This is a genomic window from Nocardia sp. NPDC127606, assembly GCF_042671725.1.
In the GTDB taxonomy this organism is placed as follows: Bacteria; Actinomycetota; Actinomycetes; order Mycobacteriales; family Mycobacteriaceae; genus Nocardia.
In genome coordinates, this window is record NZ_JBHXWQ010000001.1 from 1,240,563 (window position 1) to 1,259,020 (window position 18,458).

Genomic DNA, 18,458 nt, shown 5'->3' on the forward strand with positions numbered 1-18,458 from the left:
TGTCAACGGTGACCGATCCTGTGATGGTGGACGATCTCGGCGAGGTCCTGCGGTGCCGATACGGCACCGTCGAGGACTTCGATATCGAGCGATTTCTCGACGGGATCGGCGCCTTCGCCGGGGCAGGCGCGAATGTGATCGTGCAGCTCGCGAACCGGCCGGTGGGGTACGGCGTCGTCGAGAGCACCGTCGAGTCCGGCCGCGCCGATGTCCATCCGTGGAAGCGGTTGCGCACCACGCTGACCTACATCGCGGTGGCGATGCTCGGTACCGAGGAGGACCGGGACGTGTATCGACAGGCCGTCGGTAGCGTCCATCGGCGCGTTCGTTCGGCGCCGGGCGCCGAGGTGAAGTACAACGCGTTCGATCCCGAGCTGCAGAAGTGGGTCGCGGTCTGCCTGTGCTGGGGAGTCATGGATACCCACGAACGGCTCTATGGACCACTGGACAGGGCAACCAAGGAAGTCTTCGTGCAGTACGGGGCCAGGTTCGGCACCGGGTTGCAGATGCGGCCCGACATGTGGCCCGCCGACCTGGCGGCTTTCGAAAGCTACTTCGAATCGGGGCTGGCGACCATGCAGATCGACGACGTGGTCGCCGAATATCTGCGCAAGCTGGTGGGTTTGCGCAATGTTCCGAGGCCGCGTCGGCTTGCCAATTTTCATCGTTTCGCTGTCACCGGACTGCTGCCCGAAACCATGCGCGCACAGCTCTACCTTCCGTGGACCGACGAACAGGAGCGCCGGCATCGGCTGATGTTCCGGGCCATCGGGGCCGTCTACGGACGGCTACCCGTCCGTGCGCGGATCGTGCCGTACTCGACCGTGCTCCGGGACATGCGGCGGCGTCAGCGGCTCGGCCGCCCACTGGTCTGACAGAGTCGAGGTTGCGGGCTACCGGCAGACCACATTATGTTCGGGCTCTTGTCAGCTGAGGGGAATGGGATATGGCCGAGTCGATCAGGTTGCTGGCACGGATTCGCGGACACGGCGGCGTCGAACGCGATAACGCCGATGTCCTGAACGGCGCCTTGGCCGCATTTCTGGACTTCGGGATCAAGCGCACCAGCATGGCTGAGGTGGCCCGCCGCGGCGGTCTGTCCCTGGCGACCCTGTACCGCCGGTTCGGCGGGAAGACCGACGTGGTCCAAGCGGTGGGGCTCTGGCAGGTGCGCCACCTGCTGGAGCAGGCCGACGCCTCCATGCGCCGGCAGGCCGACGAGGGTGCCAGCGCCGAAGACCAGATCGTCGAACTGTTCGTCGCCTTCGCCCTCGGCTTGCGCGACAACCCGTTGCTCGACCGCCTCCTCGCCACCGACGCCGCCACCGTGCTGCCCTACCTGACCACCGGTGGGGCGCCGGTGATCGAGCTCGGTCGTGACTTCTTGGCCGAGTTCATCACTCGCTTGCAGGAGGCGGGCAAGCTCCCCGCCTACGACCCGCTCCCCGTGGCCGAGTTGGTGGCTCGTACCGCGCTGTCGCTGGTGCTGACCAGGCCGACGGTCATCCCGCTCGACGACGAGGCGGCGGCGCGCCGGTTCGCCCGCGATCACATCGCACCCGGGTTCCGTCCGCTGGACGTGCGCGCCGCGGCGCACGAGGCCGGCGCCTGACCTCGCTGCTTCCCTCTCGCGGGCAGTGATCACCGCTCGCCTCGGGCGGATGTGTCACCGGTCGGCGAGACATCCACCCGCTGCGAGGCTCACTCACCTGCCGAAGCGGCGCCGACCACGAGCACCGGCCGCGCGCATCGCGTTCCGCATGAACCCGAAGTTCTTCAGGCTGTACGGGTACCAGACGAGTTCGGACTTCTGTGTTGGCAGCGCCGGAGCCGTGATCGCCTGCTTGCGGCAGTACTTGCGCACGCCATCCGCGCCGCCGAATCGGTACCCGGTGCCGGACTGACCCCAACCACCGTGGGGGAGCGCGAAGTTGAACAGGTTGATGGTGGCGTCGTTGATATTCACCGCGCCGACAGTCAATTGCCGCGCGATCGATTGCCCGCGAGACTTGTTGCCCGTCCACACCGAAGCCGACAGCCCGTACTCGGAGTCGTTGGCGAGCCGGATCGCCTCCTTCGCATCAGCGACCTTGATGACCGGGATGGTCGGGCCGAAGGTTTCCTCGGTGATGCACGACATCGAATGATCGACGTCGACCAGCACCGTCGGTTCGAAGAAGTTCCCCTCGCCTGTCGCCTTTCCGCCGGTGAGAGCGCGCGCGCCGCGGGCGAGCGCGTCATCGACGTGGCGGGTGACGATATCGAGCTGCGCCTGGTTGGCGAGCGGACCGACATCGATGTTGCCGCTGCGGTCGTCGCGACCGAGCCTCAGCGTCTTGACGTGGGCGACAAGCTTGTTCACGAACTCGTCGTACACCGGGGCCTCGACATACACCCGCTCCACCGACACGCACAGTTGCCCGGCGTTGGTCAGCGCACCGAAGGCGATGCCGTTGGCCGCGCGGTCGAGGTCGGCGTCGGCGAGGACGATCGCCGGGTCCTTGCCGCCCATCTCGAGGCTGTAGGGCAACGTGCGTTCCGCGCACGCGACCGCGATGCGGCGCCCGGTGTTGCCGGAGCCGGTGAACTGGATGAAATCAGCGTTGTCGACCACCGCGGCACCGGTGGCGCCGGACCCGGAGACCACCGTGAACACCGGCGGCGCGCCGATCTCGGCCCAGCCGCGGGCGAGCGCGAGCGGGGTCAGCGGGGTCACCTCCGACGGCTTGAGCAGCACGGCAGCACCGGCGGCGAGCGCCGGAACGAGATCGGAGGCAGGCATGGCGAGCGGAAAGTTCCACGGCGTGATGATGCCGACCACCGGATACGGCGTGTAGGTGGTGGTCAACTTCTTGATCCGCATCAGCGGGGTGTGGGGGCTCACGGCGGTATCGGCGAGAAATTTCGCGGCGTTTCGTGCGTAGTAACCCAGAAGATCGACAGTGAACGCGACCTCGACCTCTGCCTCGACCCTGGGCTTGCCCGACTCGTCTTGAATCGAATCCGCCAGCTCGTCGGTATGGTCGAGCACCCAATCCTGCAGCTTGAGCAGCCACTGCTTCCGTCCGGCCGCGCTGATCGAAGCCCACCGCGGCTGAGCCTTGCGCAGCGCGGCTGCGGCTGCGGCTACCTCCTCCGGGGTCGACACGGCGACGGTGCCGACCAGTTCTCCGGATGCCGGGTTGCGAACAGCCAGTTCAGTGGCGTCGACGGTGGGTGTTGCGGAATCAGACACATTTTCTCCTGGATAGCCGTATCGGTCTACGGACCACCTTAGACAGAGTGAGATGTTTTGTATATCACTCTGTCATTTCGGTGGATGGCTCAGATCTTCGGGTTGAGGCGTAAACACCATGTTCATCGGCTATTTCTCTGCCTTCGCGAAGATCCGGAGAGGTGGTGGCCGTGTTTCACTGCTTTATGTTACCGATCATTCTCTCGCTGGCGAAGAGGAAGAGGAATCGAAATGGTGATCAGGAAAGCCGTTGCGGCCTGGGTCGGGTTCGCGGCCGTGGTGGCCTCGGCAGGTGTCGGTGTCGCTGACCCGAATATTCAGCTGCCCGGTGTGGTCGATGACGGGATGACCAACTGTGGCGCTCTGAGTCCGCGTGCGCCGGCAGGCTGGATCGGATCCGACTACCAGCTCCCGAATCGCACGATGGACGAGAACTTCGCGACGGCTCCGGCGCAGGAGTGGTGCACCACCGATGTCGGCTACTCGAGCCTCGGGTTCGGTCCGGCGGGGGTGACGTTCGGCGTACCGCGCACCACCGACAGTCTCTTCCCCTATAACAACGCGGAGTTGGTCTCCCGGCCCACTTTCACCTCAGGTCAGACCATGACGATGAACATCAAGGGTGCTCCCGACATGGTCGACCACAACGGGACGACCGGTTGGGGTGTGTCGAACCGGCTGATCGACCCACGAGCGCTGCTCGATCTGGAGATCGCCTGGTTCATGTACAACGGTTCCCATGGCGCGTTGGGCGCCACGGCCGACGCGTTGAGTCCGGCGGCGAACCTGCTCGGTGCCGATATGCCCCACGGCTTCTTCCTGATGGTCAAACGAGCGGGCACCTTGGTCCCCCAGATCAAGCTGCTCGATGAGAGCATCATGTCGCGCGATCACGCCTACGCGGTCACGGTGGGCGACGAGTACGTCGACTTCTTCATCGACGGCGAGAACGTCGGCACCTTCCGGAATCCGCCGTCGGGCAAGGCCATCGATGTGCTCGGGAACCCCGCGCCGCTGGCGGGTCAGGTGTGGTTGGACGGCAGTTTCTGGTTCCCGCTGCCCATCCCCGAATACAACGCGCAGCCGCAGGCGTTGACAGTGACCAGGTATCGCCAGGGTCCGTCCGAGTCGACACCGCTGTTGTAGCGCTGGACCGGGCAGGCGGGGGCGAAGGTCTCTGTCGGCCCGGACCCGGAGTGGCCCATGCTTCTACGCGGACCGCAGCGACCTCTGCGCGCGCGCCGAAGGAACGTAACGAATCCCTGCCGGCGCGATCGTCGCCGCCATCCGGAGGCCGGTGGCGTAGGAGCGGAACGCGGCCCGATCTCCTGGTCGCGCTTGCACGCCGAGTAGTTCCCTGGTGCGACCGTGAAGCAACTCGCGCACGGCTACGGACGGCAGGAGCCGCGGGACCCAGCTGGTCGGACGCAAGACCTCGGGTGCGAGCGTGCGACCGGCTGGGGTGAGGCGCAGCTGCTGCGCGCAGGTCCGCTCGAAATAGTCGCCGAAACCCGCCCAGTCCGGTGGCATGGCCCGCGCGGACACCCCGAACCGCAGATACCATTCGCAGCACTCCGCGTACAGGCGTTCGTGGTCGCGATCGGACATCGGCGAGATGAAGGTATTGATCGCGACGACCAGTGTCTCCACGTAGGTCGCGTGCTGAAAGTGGAACAAGTCCGGATTCAGCGCGTGAAAGCGGGTGCCGCGGTCGTCGATTCCACTGATGTGCCCATGGATGTTGACCATGCGGTGCCGCTGGTCCCGGTCGTCGTAGGCCATGTCGATCGTCTGCGAGACGGTCCGCGCCTTGTGGTACCACAGCCGCATCGCCATGTGCTCGTCGAGCGCCGTCGCGATGGCCGGGTGCAGAATCTGCAGCCCCACCGCACGCGGCAAGGCGAGCAGGAATCGTCGATCGCCGACATACCGGTGAAGCAGTGAGGTTCCTCGTTGGCGGTGCACCGATGACTTCCTCAATCGCGCATCGGGCAGTGCGGTTCGGCGGATGCGGGAAGTGGTGTGGTCATCGTTGACCCCGTTCGAAGACCGGCGGCTACCAGAGCGCGTCTGAGAGAATGATTCTCGAAGGCTCTCATTATCTCGAACGTCTGTCAACGGTTGATCAACTTTCATGCAGAGGTGAAGAATGATCCTTCCGGTTTACGGTGAAAACTGTTGTGGCACGCAACATGTGGCGATCAGTATGTGCTGTCAGTGATGCGGTCAACCGAGCGCAATCCCGTTGGGGGTCTCCGCTGTAGATCGACCGTCGGAAGAATGGTGATTAACATCGTGCAGGTTCTCGAGGGGGCTCACCTCCCGTGCGAGTTCGAGGCGATGGCGGATCGGATGCGGCTACCGGCACCACGACGGCCCGTGTTCTTCGACGCGGTGCCGCCGATTTCCGGAAATCTCGTGCGGTTCATTCCGGCCCGGCGCTCCGCGAGTTCGTTCGCGCCGGGCCAGGACTACGATCTCGACGCGGTGCTCACCGAAGCGTTCGACTGCGCCGACGCCGCGTTGCGCGGGCTCGAACTGCCGTGGCCGGTCGTCCACGTCCGCGGCGCGTCGGCCCTGCCGCCCGGTGACCTGATGGAAGGTCTTGCCGCACAGGATCATCTGCTCGAAGCCCAGGCCCTACGTCGTGTTCAGTGCACCGGTCGCCGACGACGACGCGGTGATCGACGACGCCCGCCACGCGCTGCTGCCGGCGGCGGGAGTGGTCGGTGAGGTGCTCTACCTGCCAGGTGCTGCCGCCCGGCGACCAGGCGCTGTATCTCGCCGCGCTCGGTGGGGCAGCCGAGGGCGCGAAGGTCGACGCCCTCTATAGGGCGCGCACAAATGATCACCGTGCCCGCCGAGAAGGGGAAATCAAATATGCAACCGACAATGCCGTCGAACGTCGAGCGCGGGCAGCGGGGACAGTGCGCGCGTGTGCTGGCCGACGCGTTCACCGACGACGCGATCTGGAACGAACTCCGTCCGCGCTCCACGCGCGGCGAGGCGAAGGGGGTCGGAGTGGCCGAGATGTGCGAGATCCTCGGCCGGCAGGTGCGCGAACCGGTCGACCTCGGCTACGGGCACAGCGTGGCGCCGGTCGCGTGGGCCCCGGGCGATCGCGCGGTCCTGCGATGATCGAACGGTTCGCCACGATCGCGATCCGCGCGCCGAAACTGGTTCTCGCCGTGGCGGGTATCGCGTTCGTGCTGTTCGGTCTGCTCGGTGCGCAGGTCACCGACCGCTTGTCGGTGGGCGGGTTTCTCGACCCCGACGCGGAGTCCTCACAGGCTGAGCAAGCACTGGCCCGCGAATTCGACATCGCCGGAATGCAGCTGATCTTCACCGTCGAAGCACCCGGTGATGTACTCACCGGCGCCGGGGCCGATCGCGCGAACGACATCGTGGACGACCTGCGCGTCGACGACCGGGTGTTGTCGGTCGATTCGCCGTGGACCGACCCGAACAGCCACGCCCGGTTGACCGACCGGGACGGACGCGTCGGACTGATCGTGGCGGGTCTGGCCGGCGACGACAACCAGGCGCAGAAGACCGCGGCCGACCTGGCCACCCGACATACCGGGTCCACGGGCGAGATCACCGTGACCGCGGGCGGACAGGCGATGGCGTTCCAGGAGATCAACGAACGCGCCGAGCACGACCTCGCGTTGGCGGAATCGATCGCGATCCCGCTGACATTTCTGCTGCTGATCTGGTTCCTGCGCAGTGTCGTCGCCGCGGCGATTCCGATCGCGGTGGGAGTGCTGGCCATCGTCGCGACCACCGCGGTGCTGTTCGCGCTGACCTTCGTCTTCGACCTGTCGGTCTTCGCGCTCAACATCACCACCGCCCTCGGGCTGGCGCTGGCGATCGACTACTCACTACTGATCATCGGGCGGTTCCGCGAGGAGATCGCTCGTGGTCACGACCAGCACACCGCCATATCACTGGCCATGCGCCGCGGTGGGCGGGCCGTGCTGTTCTCCGGTGTGACGGTGGCGATCGCGTTGATCGGAATGTCGTTCTTCCCGATGAACTTTCTGCGTTCCATCGGGTACGCGGGTGTGGCCGTGGTCGCGCTGTCGGTCGTGCTGGCGCTGACGTGTGTGCCCGCCCTGCTCACACTCCTCGGTGAGCGGATCACCCGAAAGCCGTTGCGAGAGGCGGCTGCGGTCGAGTCGATGTTCCTGTACCGACTGGCGGTGGCGGTGCAGAAGCACCCCGTTCTGATCGCGCTGCCGGTGCTGGGAATTCTGCTGATCGCGGGGGCGCCTGTCCTGGGACTCCAGGTCGGTTTGCCCGACGATCGAGTCCTGCCTGCCGCCGCGCAGGCACGCCAGGTCGGTGACACGATCCGAGAGCAGTTCGACGCCAATGCCACCGGCACCGTCCAGATCATCGTCCACCGCGAAGGTGCCGACGCTGCGACGGCCGAGTACGCGGCCGCACTGTCTCGGGTGCGCGATGTGGATGTGGTGCTTGCGCCGTCGGGGACCTATGCGGGCGGCCAACCGGTGGGTCCCGGCGATCCCGGCGCTGCGCGCGCCGACAGTACCCATCTGACGATCGCCACCTCACTCGATCCGTACTCACCTGCCGCCGCGCGGCAACTCGACGAGCTCGACGCGGTCGCGTCACCCGGCGACGCGGTGTTCGGCGGTTTGGCTCAGCAGAAGCGCGACACGGCGGCGGGTATCGCAGCCGCCTTCCCGAAAGCCCTGGCCTGGATCGCTGTCACCACGTTCATCCTGCTGATGTTGCTGACGGGCAGCCTCCTGCTGCCGTTGAAGGCGCTGGCGCTCAACGTCCTCTCGCTCACGGCGACCTTCGGTGCGTTGGTCTGGGTGTTCCAGTCGGGACACCTCGGTGGATTCGGCACCGAGATCACCGGTTTCACCGTCGCCACGGTCCCGGTCCTGCTGTTCTGTGTGGCGTTCGGGCTGTCGATGGACTACGAGATCTTCCTGCTCGCGCGCTTCACCGAGGAATGGGAGAGCTCCGGGCACACCAGGGCCGACAACGATCGGGCAGTCGCGGTCGGGCTCGCCCGTTCCGGGCAGGTGGTGACCGCGGCGGCGGCGATGATGATCGTGATCTTCGCGGCGATCGCGACGAGCGGGGTCGCGATCATGCGCATGCTCGGCGTCGGATTGTCGCTGGCTGTGCTGGTGGACGCCACGTTGATCCGCATGATTCTGGTCCCCGCCTTCATGCGCCTGGCGGGCACCTGGAACTGGTGGGTACCGCGCGGGGCGCGGCCGATCCTCGAGAAGGTTCGGCTGCGCGAATAGTGTCGATCGCCCAGGTAGCGCCGGCCCCCTGCTCCTGTGCTACCTGGGACGACCGGTATCGACGAGGGTCAGGCGCTCAGCGCCTGCCAGATCATCACGGCCGTCGCGGCGTCCATCACCAAGTGCGGGAACAATGCCCGCGCCGGTCGCCGATGGGCGATCTGCCACGTCAGTGCGCCGAGCGTGACGATGGCGTCGAGGATGAAGATCGCCACGAATGCCCAGCCGAGCAGCGGGACCGGCAATGGGTTCTCCGCTCCCGCGTGGACATGGTGGTGCTGCTGCCCGAGGGTCGCGTAGAGCATCGCAAACGCGGCCACACAGTGGTAGATCGCGGCGCCGACGTCGTCGGTGCGGCGACCGAACGCGACCACGACCCAGACCGACATCGCGATCGCCGGCACCGAGAAGACGGCACGCCAGACCGTGGCGGGCAGGTCACCACCCGTCGGCGTCCACATCACCGCCATCGCGACGAGCATGACGACATGGGCGAGTTCGGTTGCCCGACCGCCGTATCGACTGTTCGTCGGCGTGCCGGAACGGGCGTCGACCGCCGCGACGAGCGCGGCGGTCGAACACAGGCCGATCGCGATCCAGCCCACCGGTCCGGGTAGAGCGTGGTTCACCGCGCTCAGACGGGGCTGACGCGCACGACGTGGCGTCCGCCGAGGTCCACTTCGATCACAGCGGTACCATCGGCATCCGCGATCACCGCGGCCTCGATGGCGCCGGTGAGCTGATAGGAGCGTTCGGGAATCAGCCGTTGCAGTCCCAGCCGAACGCGCCGCGGGCCGTCGCCCGGTCGCAGCACCAGATCGAGGGCGGTGCCGTCGGTGACCGCCTTGGCGACCAGCACATCCGGGTAGGCGGCATCGCTGAGGATCGGACCGGTCCGCCACTGCTGCGGGATCTTGCCTCGGATGAGATCGCGCAGCCCGTCCGGGCGGGCGAAGCGAGCCAGGACGTGATGGGCGTTGGTGACCGTCGACGCGCCGGCGTAGCGCTGGGCGCCCGCTCGGTCGACGAGCCGATTATGTTCTGCCAGAGACTGATTCAGTGCGTCCGCGAGGTCGGCCTCGCCCATCTCGGCAGCGGCGGTCGCGACGAACACCCTCGTCATTCCGTCGCCGTTGACCACGTTGTAGTTGCCGAGGTCCACGCGGGATCGAGCCGAACCGCGCAGCTGCACTTCGGTGCCGTCGAACCGAATGAAGCGCTGCCGGATGGTGTTCCAGGTATCGCGGGCCAGATCGGGCATGGTCGCGTTGAGCCAGGCCACCATGCCCGCGTCGTAGGCGAGTACCGGTGCGCTGATGGTGAGTTTCGGACCGAGTCTGCCCGGGATGAACCGTCCGCTGCGCGTGCGCCATCCGTCGTGGAGGTAGCTGTGCCGGATCCGGTCGACCAGGTCGCCGGTGAGTTCGGTGCCGTGCAGCCGGTCGTGCATCACCAGTGTGTTGAACGCGAACGCATTGCAGATCGGATAAATGAGGTGGGGCTCGCAGGGGTATTGCGGACAGTCCTTACGCACCAGCATGTTCGTACGAATCGCGCGGGTGAGCCGCTCGAAGTCGTAGTCGTGCACTCGGGACTTGCTCCACCGCAGCCGCAGTGACCCGGGCTGGTCGAACGTGTTGTCGGCGTTGAGTGTTTCGTAGAGGCCGAGCATCACCCCGAAATAGCCGGTGTACATGACATTGGCGTGGCGGATCGGGTCGGTGTTGAGCCGGGCGTATCCCAACAGGCTCTCCGTCGCCCAATAGGACCACACGCGCTTGTCGCACATCTTCACGATGGCATTGCGCTGGGCTTCGGCGAGATAGCCGGTGAAGGCCGGGGTGCGCGTGTACTGGGCCATCGCGAGTCCGTAGCCGATGAAGTTGAGCTGATAGCGCAGCGCGCTGGCCGCGATCTGCTCGATCCGGTCGAACCCGTCGAAGCGGTCGAGCGGTTGCAGGGCCAGATCCAGAACGAAGCGCTGGAACGCGAGGTCCTCCGGACTGGATTCGGTCACCTCGGGCATCGTGATCGCGTCGCTCGTCACGCCGCCTCCGTTCGTCGAGCTGGTCCTCGGCGTCGCGCAGGGGGAGCGAAACTCGCGGTTTCGGTCTCCGTGGCCGGGCGACGGCGCAGGCGCTGGAATCCCGCGACGAGGTAGCTCGCCAACAGACAGCAGGGCATCGTTACCTCATCCGATTCTGTGCGGGCCTTGATCATTGTGGTGCACGCTGACACCACAATGATGTGGTGTCAGCGTGCACCAGAAATCGTGGATGGTCAAGGTCAGCCGTCGAGTAGGTGAGGGAGACCGGCGCGGAAGCGATCCGCGTCGACGGCTTTGGCAGCGGCGAACGCGGGGAGGGAGACCAGCGGGAAGATCTGGGCGCGGGGACTCGGATCGTCGGCGGCGTCGAGGATGGCGTTGGCCGCCGCGCGACCGGATTCGTTGGCACCCTCCATGGTGGCCAGGTCGATGTGGTGGCGAACGTGATCACCGCCGAAGTAGAGGTTGGGAATCGCGCAGTGCGCGTCGGGGCGATCGTCGTAGGAGCCGACGGTGTTGACCAGCAGCGGGGTTTCGTTGTGGATGGTGGTTCCGGACCAGGTGATGCCGGGGTCCAGATGCCAGGAGTGGATGTCTTCGTCGCGTAACCAGTCGGTGCCGGTGTTGAGCCAGGCTTTGAGCTGCGCCCAGGTCTCGGTGGCGATTTCGGCCGCGGTGCAATCCTTGGCGGTGCGGCCGAAGTGGATTCCGGGCGTGTCCCAGTCGGAGATATCGACCGACAGACATTCCAGCACCGAGCCGTCGCCGTAGGTGGCAGGGAAGTCGCCCACCCACATGGGGGCTTGGCGCAGGGCGGTCAGGGCCCAGGGGGAGCCGAGCGCGGCGATGTGTCCCTCGGGGATGTCGGTGGGGCGGCGCAGGTAGTACTGGATGCCGACCATCCAGTCGGTGACCAGGTTTCGCATCCCGCCCAGGCGTGGATCGGCGTCGATGATCGCGTCGTCGAGGAGGTCGACGGCGCGATCGACCGGCATGGCACACAGATAGTGGTCGGCTGTCACGGTCGTGGTCCCGCCTGTTCCACTGATCGTCGCGGCGGCGATGCGACCGCCGGCCATCCGCAACGCGGAAAGGCCCTGACCCATGACGAAGCGGACGCCGAGGGTGCGCAGGTAGTCGACCCACGGATCGATCCAGGCGATGTTGGTCGGGCGGTTGAGGATTCGATCGACGCCGCCGGCGAATTGCGGAACCGTGCCGGATGCGGCGAGGACCAGCGCCTCGCCGATCGTGCCGATGGTTCGTGCCGAGCTGGTCTGTGGCTTCGCGGCGACGGTGATCCGGGTGAGCGCGTTCACCAGGTACTTGCGGTAGGCGGGCGACTTTCCTTCGGCCTGCATGATCTGTTCCCAGGTCACGCATTCCCACTGGCCGAAACGTCGTTCGGTGCTGGAGGTGAACCACACGAGCATCTGTTTGGCGAAGAACGCCAGCTCGTGTGGCGGTAGGTCGGGGATGAAGCCGAGCGCGCCGACGATACTGTTGTGCACCAGTTCCGGCGTCAACTGACTCAGTCCACCGAGCTCGACGGGGGCGAAGATCGGCGGCAGGTCCTGGAATCCGGCGACCGTGCCCTCGACCCGCACCAGGTTGTCGAGCACGCCGTTCGGGTTGCCGGGGAACGGGATTCGGCTCATCGTGTCGGGAACATGCTGATAGCAGCCGGGGAAGAAGCGAAATCCGTGTTCACCCGCCAGGTGCTGACGACCGGGTGACGCGGTCCCCGGCACCCCCATGCTGCGGGCCTTTCCGCCGAGGAACGCGGGCTCGTAGACGGTGATGTCGTAGCCGCGTTCGGCCAGCTCGTGCGCGGCGCTGAGTCCGGCCATGCCGCCACCGAATATCGCCACCGATTTACCTCCGGAGCGCAATAGTGGCGAACGCCGGGCGGTCGTCGCTGCCGCGAAGGCCGGGGGAGTCACGGCTAGTGCGGTCCCGGCGATGAGCCCGGCGCGCAGCGCGGTGCGGCGGGTGATCGGTGCTGACAACGGTGTCGGCTGATCAGGCATGGTGTTCTCCTGGACCTGCGGTGGTGAGGGTGAAAGGCGGTTTCGGCGGTGGGGTGGCATCGGATGCGTTGCCGCGCAGGGTTGTTCGCGTGGTTCGCCATTCGCCGGCCGAGTCGCGGATCTCGCGTGCCATGTCGGCGAGGACGGCAGGCAGGTGTGTCCACTGATGGACCGAGGCGCGGACTGCGAGGCCCAGTGCGCGCGACGGGGTGTACAGCTCGGCAGGCCGGTGGGTGCGGGAGAAGATGCCCGCGGTGATCTGCGCCAGTTCCGGGTCGTCGGCAGCGGTGCGGTAGAGCTCGATCTCCAAGGGCCGCAACGTTTCGCCTCGTGCCAGCCGGTTCGTCCAGTGGAAGATCTCGCGGCACTCGACGACGCGGCGGCGCTCCCATTCCGACAAGGCCGCGTCGAGTGCCTGCGGGTCGTCGAGAACCTCGTCGACGGACTCGGCGAGGGTGCGTCCGTAGTGCAGGGCGTCGCGGATGCCTTGCGCGGTGACGGGATCCTTGAAATGCCCGGAGTCGCCGGGTAGTGCCCAGCCCGGGCCCGCGGAACGCCGGAAGTAGGAGGAAATGCCGGTGGCGGAACGGATCCGGCCCACGCGCTCACAGCCGCGCAGTCGGCTGGTCAGGTCCGGAATTCGGGCGATGGCCTCGGTGTAGCGGCGTTCCGCCGAACCGGGACCGCGTCCGAGGTCGCTGACCGTGGGCGGCTGCACCAGGCTGAGCACCAGGCCGTCGTCGCACGGGAAGGCGGTGCCGAGGTCGGCGCCGGCACGCCACTGGGCGGCGATGTGGCGGGGGGCGTCGGCGGCGTCGCGCCAATACGCGAAGTAGCAGTCGCGCCCGCTCGGCACGGTCAGTAACGGTCGCTCGGCGCCCACCGCGCGGGCGACGGTGCTGCGCCGGCCGTCCGCGCCGACAACGAGCGCGCCGCGGATCTCCCTGGTCTGGCCCGCGGCGTCTCGGTATCGCACACCGGCGCAACGGTTTCCGTCCCACACCACCGAGGTGACCCGGCAGCGCGGCCGCACCTGCGCGCCCGCGTTCACCGCGGTGCGCACCAGCACGTCGTCGAGTCCGGTACGGCGCACGCACATCGCGTAGTCGATGCCGTCGACCGAGGGAAAGCCGGAACCGACACCGTGGCCGGCGGCCTGTGCGTAGGCCCTGGTCAGTCGTGGCGCACCGAGTGCTTCGACGGCGGCCAACGCGTCGAGGCGCTGGAGTTCTGCCAGCCCGGCCGGCCAGAGCAGGTGAGTGGACAGGGTGTCCGACGGCAAGGCGGCGGCGTCGAGCACGACCACGGCGCGTCCCGCCCTCGCGAGTGTCGCCGCGGTAGCCGATCCCGCGCAGCGCGCTCCGACCACGACGACGTCGGTCCTTTCGACCGCAGCGACGGGGGAATCGACCATGAGAACCACCTCGGTCACTGAGTCTCGGACAGTGTGTCCGATTGATGATGAGGCGGTCTGCGTTCAGGTGTCAACAGCCAACCGGGACAGGGGGATTGCCGCGGCCCGTGCCCCGCCACCCCGGCGGCCCGCGGGTCTACGGGCACAATGGGTCGCATGGGCAATGCCAGCGCACCCGTTGCGGCATCGGCGACGGAGATCCGATGCCCTCACTGACCCGTGTCCCGCGATCGGCGCGCAAACCCGCTGACGACCGGCGGGCAGAATTCGAACGTCGCGTACTGACCGCGGTCGAAGACCTGCTGGCCGACGGCACGCCCTTCACCGAGATCGCCGTGCAGAAGATCGCCGCGGCGTCCGGGTCGGCGAGATCTACCTTCTATCGCTACTTTCCGGACAAGAGCAGGCTGCTGATCCGGATGGCCGAGTTGGCCACCACCGATCTGTTCGCCGCGGCCGAGACGTGGTGGAGTGCCGAGCACACCGATCAGCAAGCCGGAGTCGTTCTGGCCATGCGCGCGATGATCGGCGGTTTCCGCGACCATCGCTATCTGCTGCTGGCCCTGACCGAAGTGGGCTCCTACGACCGGGAAGTCGGTGCCTACTGGCGTTCCAGAGTGGCGACCTTCGCCGAACTGGTGCGTGCCCGGCTGGCGGCCGAACAGGTAGCCGGTCGCGTCGGCCCGCAGCTCGATCCCCGAGCCACCGCCTTGATTCTCACCTCGATGGTCGAACGCACGATCTCCGTCGCCTTCGCCGCCGAAACCGGTATCGGCGAGGAGGAATTGGCCGAATCACTCGGTCGCGCGATCTGGCTCGTCATCTATGGTGACGCGCCTTAGTCGCTGTCCTTCTGCGAGACGGCCTTCTCGGCTGCGGGGGCGGAGCGTTTGCGGCGCGGTGTCGTCTGATCGATGCGCGGATCCTCGGTCACCGCATAGTGTTTCACGTACTCGGACAGGAACGCCTGCACTGTCGCGGTGGCCGGGATGGCCAACAGCGCACCGACCGCGCCGAGCAGCGCGCCACCGGCGAGCACCGACAGCAGGGCGATCGCGGCGTTGACGTCGACGGTGCGCGCGGTGATGCGAGGTTGCAGCAGATAGTCCTGGAACCACTGGTAGACGATCGCGAACACGATGATCCACACCGCGTCCATCGGATCGACCGTCAGCGCGACGAAAACCGGAACGATCGCGGCGATGTAGGTGCCGATGGTCGGGATGAACGCGGAGATCACGCCGAACCAGACACCGAGGGCGATGGGGTTGGGCAGGTGCAGGATCGACAGGAATACCCCGTGCACGACCGCGGAGACGATCGCCAGCAACAACCGCGAGAACAGGTAGCCGCCGGTCTTGTCGATGGCGAGATCCCAGGCGTGCAGGAAGGTCTGCTGGCGTGCGGGCGGCAGTAGTGAGCACACCGTGCGACGCACCTTCGGGCCGCCCGCGGTGAGGTAGACGCTGAACAGCGCGATGGTCAGGACCTGGGCCAAGCCGCCCAGCACGGTGGTCGACACGCCCCAGGCATTGTCGGCGGCGGTGTGCGCGTAGCTCTCGAGCAGGTCGGATTCGCGCAGCAGCCGTTGACTCAGGTCGTGCATCGTGAAGTGCTGTCCGAAGGTGTGATTGACCCAGTCGACGCCCTCGTCGAGCAGTCGTGGCGTCTCATGGGCCAGGTTGGTCGCGGTCTCCACGAGCAAGGTCACCAAGGCGGCGAGAAAGGCCAGCACGCAGAGGAAGGTGGCGATGAACACCAGGCCGGTGGCGAGACCGCGCGGCACCCCCCGTCGCACCAGCAGTGCGACGGGGGGCTCCATCGCCAGCGAGATGAAGAACGCGACGAACAAGATGATCAGGATGCCGGTCAGCCGGTGGAATGCCCAGTCCGCGAGCAGGAAGAGCCCGAAGAACACCAGTGCCAGCACCATCGCCCGAGGTAGCCACGTCGGCATTCTGGTACGCGCGGGCGCCTGCGGAACGTTGTCCTCGGGGGTGATGTCCACGACTCTCAGTGTCGCCCCGGATCGGCCCTTTTCCCGGCATCAACGCGGCGTTGACCTGCCCGAGGAGTCGGCCCGCCACTCGGGACAATAGTTGCAGTTTCTGAAATATTGCAGTTTGTGCTAATTTGTGGGCGTGACTCAGGAGCCGGTCAAGCAGGCCTCGGTCGGTCTGCGCGAACAGAAGAAGCAACGGACCCTGCTCGATTTGTGCCTCGCCGCACGGCGATTGGCGGTCGAGCGCGGGCTGGACGCGACGAACGTCGACGACATCGCGAAGGCGGTGGGCGTCTCCCCGCGCACCTTCTTCAACTATTACGAGACCAAGCTGGACGCGGTGGTCGGCCCGATCGGTGAGATAGGTACGCCCGAAGCCAGACGCGAATTCGTCGAAGGCGGTCCGACCGGTGTGCTCATCGAAGACCTCACCTGGCTGCACGCCGCGGGCTTCCAGCCGGAAAGCGAAGTGCGCGAGGGTATCTCGCTGGTCACCAAACTGGTCATGGCCGAGCCGAGAGTGCTCGCCGCCTTCATCGCCTCCGGCGCCCGGATGGAAGCCGCCATCGCCGAACTCCTCGCGGCCAGGTGCGGGGCCGACGTCGACCCCGCCTTCGCCTCGCTCACCGCGGGAATCATGACAACCATCACCACGCGGGCGGCGATGTCGCTGGCCGCGGATCCGAACGGGTCGCTGGCGGCAGCGCTGCACGAGCACTGCGCCATGGCCGCCCGGCTGTTCCGGCCGGACGACAGCACAAGGGAGATGCTCCGATGACCACGACGGCCGACTCGCCGCCCACCCCGATCGTCCTGACGCAGAAGCGGATCTGGCTGATCTTCTCCGCTCTGATCGCGGGCATGTTCCTGGCCAGCCTCGATCAGATGATCGTCGGCACCGCGATGCCGACCATCGTCGGCGAACTCGGCGGCGTCTCCCACATGGCCTGGACCGCCACCTCGTACCTGCTCGCCACCACCATCGTGATGCCGATCTACGGAAAACTCGGCGACATGTTCGGCAGGCGGTGGCTGTTCCTGTTCGCGATCACCGTCTTCACCGCCGCGTCGATCGGCGCCGCCGCGTCGACCGGGTTCTGGGAGTTCATCGCCTTCCGCGGTCTGCAGGGCGTGGGTGGCGGCGGTCTGATGATCCTGGCCCAGGCCATCATCGCCGATGTGGTGCCTGCCAAGGACCGCGGCAAGTACATGGCTCCGATGGGTGCTGTCTTCGGTATCACCTCGGTCGCCGGACCGCTGCTCGGCGGACTGTTCGCCGACCACCTCGACTGGCGGTGGTGCTTCTGGATCAATGTGCCGATCGGCATCGCCGCTCTGTTCATCGCCTTCCGCTACCTGAACATCCCCAGCCATCGGCCCAAGTTCCGGCCCGACTACCTCGGCATCGTGCTCATGTCGACCGCGACCACCCTGCTGATCCTGATCACCGACTGGGGCGGCAAGCAGTACGCCTGGGGCTCGACGGTGATGGTGTCGATGATCGCCGCCCTCGTCCTCGTGGTCGCGGCCTTCGTGTTCGTCGAGTCGCGGGCCGAGGAACCGATGCTGCCGCTGTGGCTGTTCCGCAATCGCACCTTCGTGCTCACCTCGCTGATCGGATTCCTCGTCGGTCTGGTGATGTTCGCGGCGATCGGCTTCATCCCGACCTACCTGCAGATGGCCAGCGGTACCTCCGCGTCGGTGTCGGGCCTGCTGCTGATCCCGATGATGATCGGCATGATGCTCACGCTGATCACCTCGATGAACGCGATCACCAAAACCGGTCGCTACCGGGTATATCCGCCGATCGGCGCCGCGCTGATCGGGATCGACATGCTGTGGCTGACCCGCCTGGACGCCAACACCTCGATGTGGCTGGTCTCGGCCATGCTGTTCGTGATGGGCGCCGGCCTCGGCCTGATCATGCAGATCATCGTGCTCGTGGTGCAGAACGCGGTGGCACCCGATCAGATCGGCACGGCGACCAGCGCCAACAACTACTTCCGTGAAATGGGTGGCGCGCTGGGCATCGCGATCTTCGGTTCCATCTTCACCGGCAGGCTGACCGAGAACCTCACCGGCGCGTTCCAGGCGAACTGGCAGGAAGCGGCGGCGGCGAAAGTCGACCCGAGCGCACTGATCCCCTCGGTGGTCAAGAACCTGCCGGACAACCTGCACGACGCGATCGTCAGCGCCTACGTCGACGCGCTGGTCCCCGGGTTCTGGTACCTGATCCCGGGTGCGGTGCTGGCGTTCGCGCTCGCGCTGTTCATCCCGCATCTGACACTGTCCGACGAAGCGGGAATGGTCGCGCGCGGTGAAGCGGTGATGGCCGAGACGGAGCCGGACCTCGTCGAGGAGAGCTGAGCGGGCCGCCCGTCGATCCGGCACTGCGGCGGCGAATGTATAAGGCCCGCTGACGATTTCGGTAGCGCGGCC

General features: G+C 66.7%; 16 protein-coding genes. 9 read left to right on the plus strand and 7 right to left on the minus strand.

The annotated features are described in order from the left end of the window. The first annotated feature begins 8 nt into the window (after positions 1-8). Together ACFVJ5_RS05900 and ACFVJ5_RS05905 are read left to right on the plus strand one after the other, a co-directional pair. Positions 9-875 carry an oxygenase MpaB family protein gene (locus ACFVJ5_RS05900; RefSeq protein WP_379218738.1) on the plus strand — a complete coding sequence of 289 codons (867 nt, stop codon included), beginning with the start codon at positions 9-11 and terminating at the stop codon, positions 873-875. 71 nt (positions 876-946) lie between these two features. Then, the gene (locus ACFVJ5_RS05905) at positions 947-1,612 is read left to right on the plus strand and encodes a TetR/AcrR family transcriptional regulator (protein WP_379218739.1); all 666 of its coding nucleotides are present in this window, start codon (positions 947-949) and stop codon (positions 1,610-1,612) included. Between the two features lie 93 nt (positions 1,613-1,705). Here the strand turns inward: ACFVJ5_RS05905 and ACFVJ5_RS05910 are convergent, their stop codons facing one another. Next, positions 1,706-3,235 carry an aldehyde dehydrogenase family protein gene (locus ACFVJ5_RS05910; protein WP_379218740.1) on the minus strand — a complete coding sequence of 510 codons (1,530 nt, stop codon included), beginning with the start codon at positions 3,233-3,235 and terminating at the stop codon, positions 1,706-1,708. A 231-nt stretch (positions 3,236-3,466) separates the two neighbouring features. On the opposite strand from ACFVJ5_RS05910, the gene ACFVJ5_RS05915 reads away from it, so the two are divergent. Then, positions 3,467-4,381, plus strand: a complete 915-nt coding sequence (locus tag ACFVJ5_RS05915) for a hypothetical protein (RefSeq protein WP_379218741.1) — start codon at positions 3,467-3,469, stop codon at positions 4,379-4,381. Between the two features lie 63 nt (positions 4,382-4,444). On the opposite strand, the gene ACFVJ5_RS05920 is transcribed toward ACFVJ5_RS05915, so the two are convergent. After that, on the minus strand, positions 4,445-5,200 hold the full coding sequence (locus tag ACFVJ5_RS05920) for an oxygenase MpaB family protein (protein WP_379218742.1): 756 nt from the start codon (positions 5,198-5,200) through the stop codon (positions 4,445-4,447). Positions 5,201-5,515: 315 nt separating this feature from the next. Between ACFVJ5_RS05920 and ACFVJ5_RS05925 the strand changes: the two genes are divergently transcribed. The 3 genes from ACFVJ5_RS05925 to ACFVJ5_RS05935 all read left to right on the plus strand — a co-directional run bounded on the left by ACFVJ5_RS05925 (position 5,516) and on the right by ACFVJ5_RS05935 (position 8,526). Then, positions 5,516-5,968, plus strand: a complete 453-nt coding sequence (locus ACFVJ5_RS05925) for a hypothetical protein (protein WP_379218743.1) — start codon at positions 5,516-5,518, stop codon at positions 5,966-5,968. A gap of 147 nt (positions 5,969-6,115) precedes the next feature. Next, a complete protein-coding gene (locus ACFVJ5_RS05930) occupies positions 6,116-6,373 on the plus strand; it encodes a hypothetical protein (RefSeq protein ID WP_379218744.1) in 258 nt (85 codons plus the stop codon). Then, positions 6,370-8,526: an MMPL family transporter gene (locus ACFVJ5_RS05935; RefSeq protein ID WP_379218745.1), complete on the plus strand. Its 2,157-nt coding sequence runs from the start codon at positions 6,370-6,372 to the stop codon at positions 8,524-8,526. The genes ACFVJ5_RS05930 and ACFVJ5_RS05935 overlap by 4 nt, the downstream gene beginning before the upstream one ends. Before the next feature lie 68 nt (positions 8,527-8,594). Here ACFVJ5_RS05935 and ACFVJ5_RS05940 read toward each other — a convergent pair whose 3' ends face one another. The 4 genes from ACFVJ5_RS05940 to ACFVJ5_RS05955 form a co-directional block, all read right to left on the minus strand. Beyond that, on the minus strand, positions 8,595-9,155 hold the full coding sequence (locus ACFVJ5_RS05940) for a DUF5134 domain-containing protein (RefSeq protein ID WP_379218746.1): 561 nt from the start codon (positions 9,153-9,155) through the stop codon (positions 8,595-8,597). A gap of 5 nt (positions 9,156-9,160) precedes the next feature. Then, positions 9,161-10,573: a hypothetical protein gene (locus ACFVJ5_RS05945; RefSeq protein WP_379218747.1), complete on the minus strand. Its 1,413-nt coding sequence runs from the start codon at positions 10,571-10,573 to the stop codon at positions 9,161-9,163. Positions 10,574-10,812: 239 nt separating this feature from the next. Then, positions 10,813-12,603: an FAD-dependent oxidoreductase gene (locus ACFVJ5_RS05950; protein WP_379218748.1), complete on the minus strand. Its 1,791-nt coding sequence runs from the start codon at positions 12,601-12,603 to the stop codon at positions 10,813-10,815. Beyond that, positions 12,596-14,017: an NAD(P)/FAD-dependent oxidoreductase gene (locus ACFVJ5_RS05955; protein WP_379218749.1), complete on the minus strand. Its 1,422-nt coding sequence runs from the start codon at positions 14,015-14,017 to the stop codon at positions 12,596-12,598. The genes ACFVJ5_RS05950 and ACFVJ5_RS05955 overlap by 8 nt, the downstream gene beginning before the upstream one ends. Positions 14,018-14,220: 203 nt before the next feature. On the opposite strand from ACFVJ5_RS05955, the gene ACFVJ5_RS05960 reads away from it, so the two are divergent. Beyond that, the gene (locus ACFVJ5_RS05960) at positions 14,221-14,859 is read left to right on the plus strand and encodes a TetR/AcrR family transcriptional regulator (RefSeq protein ID WP_379218750.1); all 639 of its coding nucleotides are present in this window, start codon (positions 14,221-14,223) and stop codon (positions 14,857-14,859) included. On the opposite strand, the gene ACFVJ5_RS05965 is transcribed toward ACFVJ5_RS05960, so the two are convergent. Then, the gene (locus tag ACFVJ5_RS05965; protein WP_379218751.1) at positions 14,856-16,025 is read right to left on the minus strand and encodes an AI-2E family transporter; all 1,170 of its coding nucleotides are present in this window, start codon (positions 16,023-16,025) and stop codon (positions 14,856-14,858) included. The two genes, ACFVJ5_RS05960 and ACFVJ5_RS05965, sit on opposite strands and share 4 nt — an antisense overlap. A 133-nt stretch (positions 16,026-16,158) precedes the next feature. On the opposite strand from ACFVJ5_RS05965, the gene ACFVJ5_RS05970 reads away from it, so the two are divergent. Both ACFVJ5_RS05970 and ACFVJ5_RS05975 read left to right on the plus strand, forming a co-directional pair. Next, on the plus strand, positions 16,159-16,797 hold the full coding sequence (locus ACFVJ5_RS05970; protein ID WP_379218752.1) for a helix-turn-helix domain-containing protein: 639 nt from the start codon (positions 16,159-16,161) through the stop codon (positions 16,795-16,797). Then, positions 16,794-18,386: an MDR family MFS transporter gene (locus ACFVJ5_RS05975; RefSeq protein ID WP_379218753.1), complete on the plus strand. Its 1,593-nt coding sequence runs from the start codon at positions 16,794-16,796 to the stop codon at positions 18,384-18,386. The genes ACFVJ5_RS05970 and ACFVJ5_RS05975 overlap by 4 nt, the downstream gene beginning before the upstream one ends. The last annotated feature ends 72 nt before the right edge of the window (positions 18,387-18,458 follow it).

Excerpts from the sequence above, each read along its gene's own strand:
- ACFVJ5_RS05905 (WP_379218739.1), top strand. The coding sequence starts at position 947 with ATGGCCGAGTCGATCAGGTTGCTGGCACGGATTCGCGGACACGGCGGC.
- ACFVJ5_RS05915 (WP_379218741.1), top strand. The coding sequence starts at position 3,467 with ATGGTGATCAGGAAAGCCGTTGCGGCCTGGGTCGGGTTCGCGGCCGTG.
- ACFVJ5_RS05925 (WP_379218743.1), top strand. The coding sequence starts at position 5,516 with ATGGTGATTAACATCGTGCAGGTTCTCGAGGGGGCTCACCTCCCGTGC.
- ACFVJ5_RS05930 (WP_379218744.1), top strand. The coding sequence starts at position 6,116 with ATGCAACCGACAATGCCGTCGAACGTCGAGCGCGGGCAGCGGGGACAG.
- ACFVJ5_RS05935 (WP_379218745.1), top strand. The coding sequence starts at position 6,370 with ATGATCGAACGGTTCGCCACGATCGCGATCCGCGCGCCGAAACTGGTT.
- ACFVJ5_RS05950 (WP_379218748.1), bottom strand. The coding sequence starts at position 12,603 with ATGCCTGATCAGCCGACACCGTTGTCAGCACCGATCACCCGCCGCACC.
- ACFVJ5_RS05955 (WP_379218749.1), bottom strand. The coding sequence starts at position 14,017 with ATGGTCGATTCCCCCGTCGCTGCGGTCGAAAGGACCGACGTCGTCGTG.
- ACFVJ5_RS05960 (WP_379218750.1), top strand. The coding sequence starts at position 14,221 with ATGCCCTCACTGACCCGTGTCCCGCGATCGGCGCGCAAACCCGCTGAC.
- ACFVJ5_RS05975 (WP_379218753.1), top strand. The coding sequence starts at position 16,794 with ATGACCACGACGGCCGACTCGCCGCCCACCCCGATCGTCCTGACGCAG.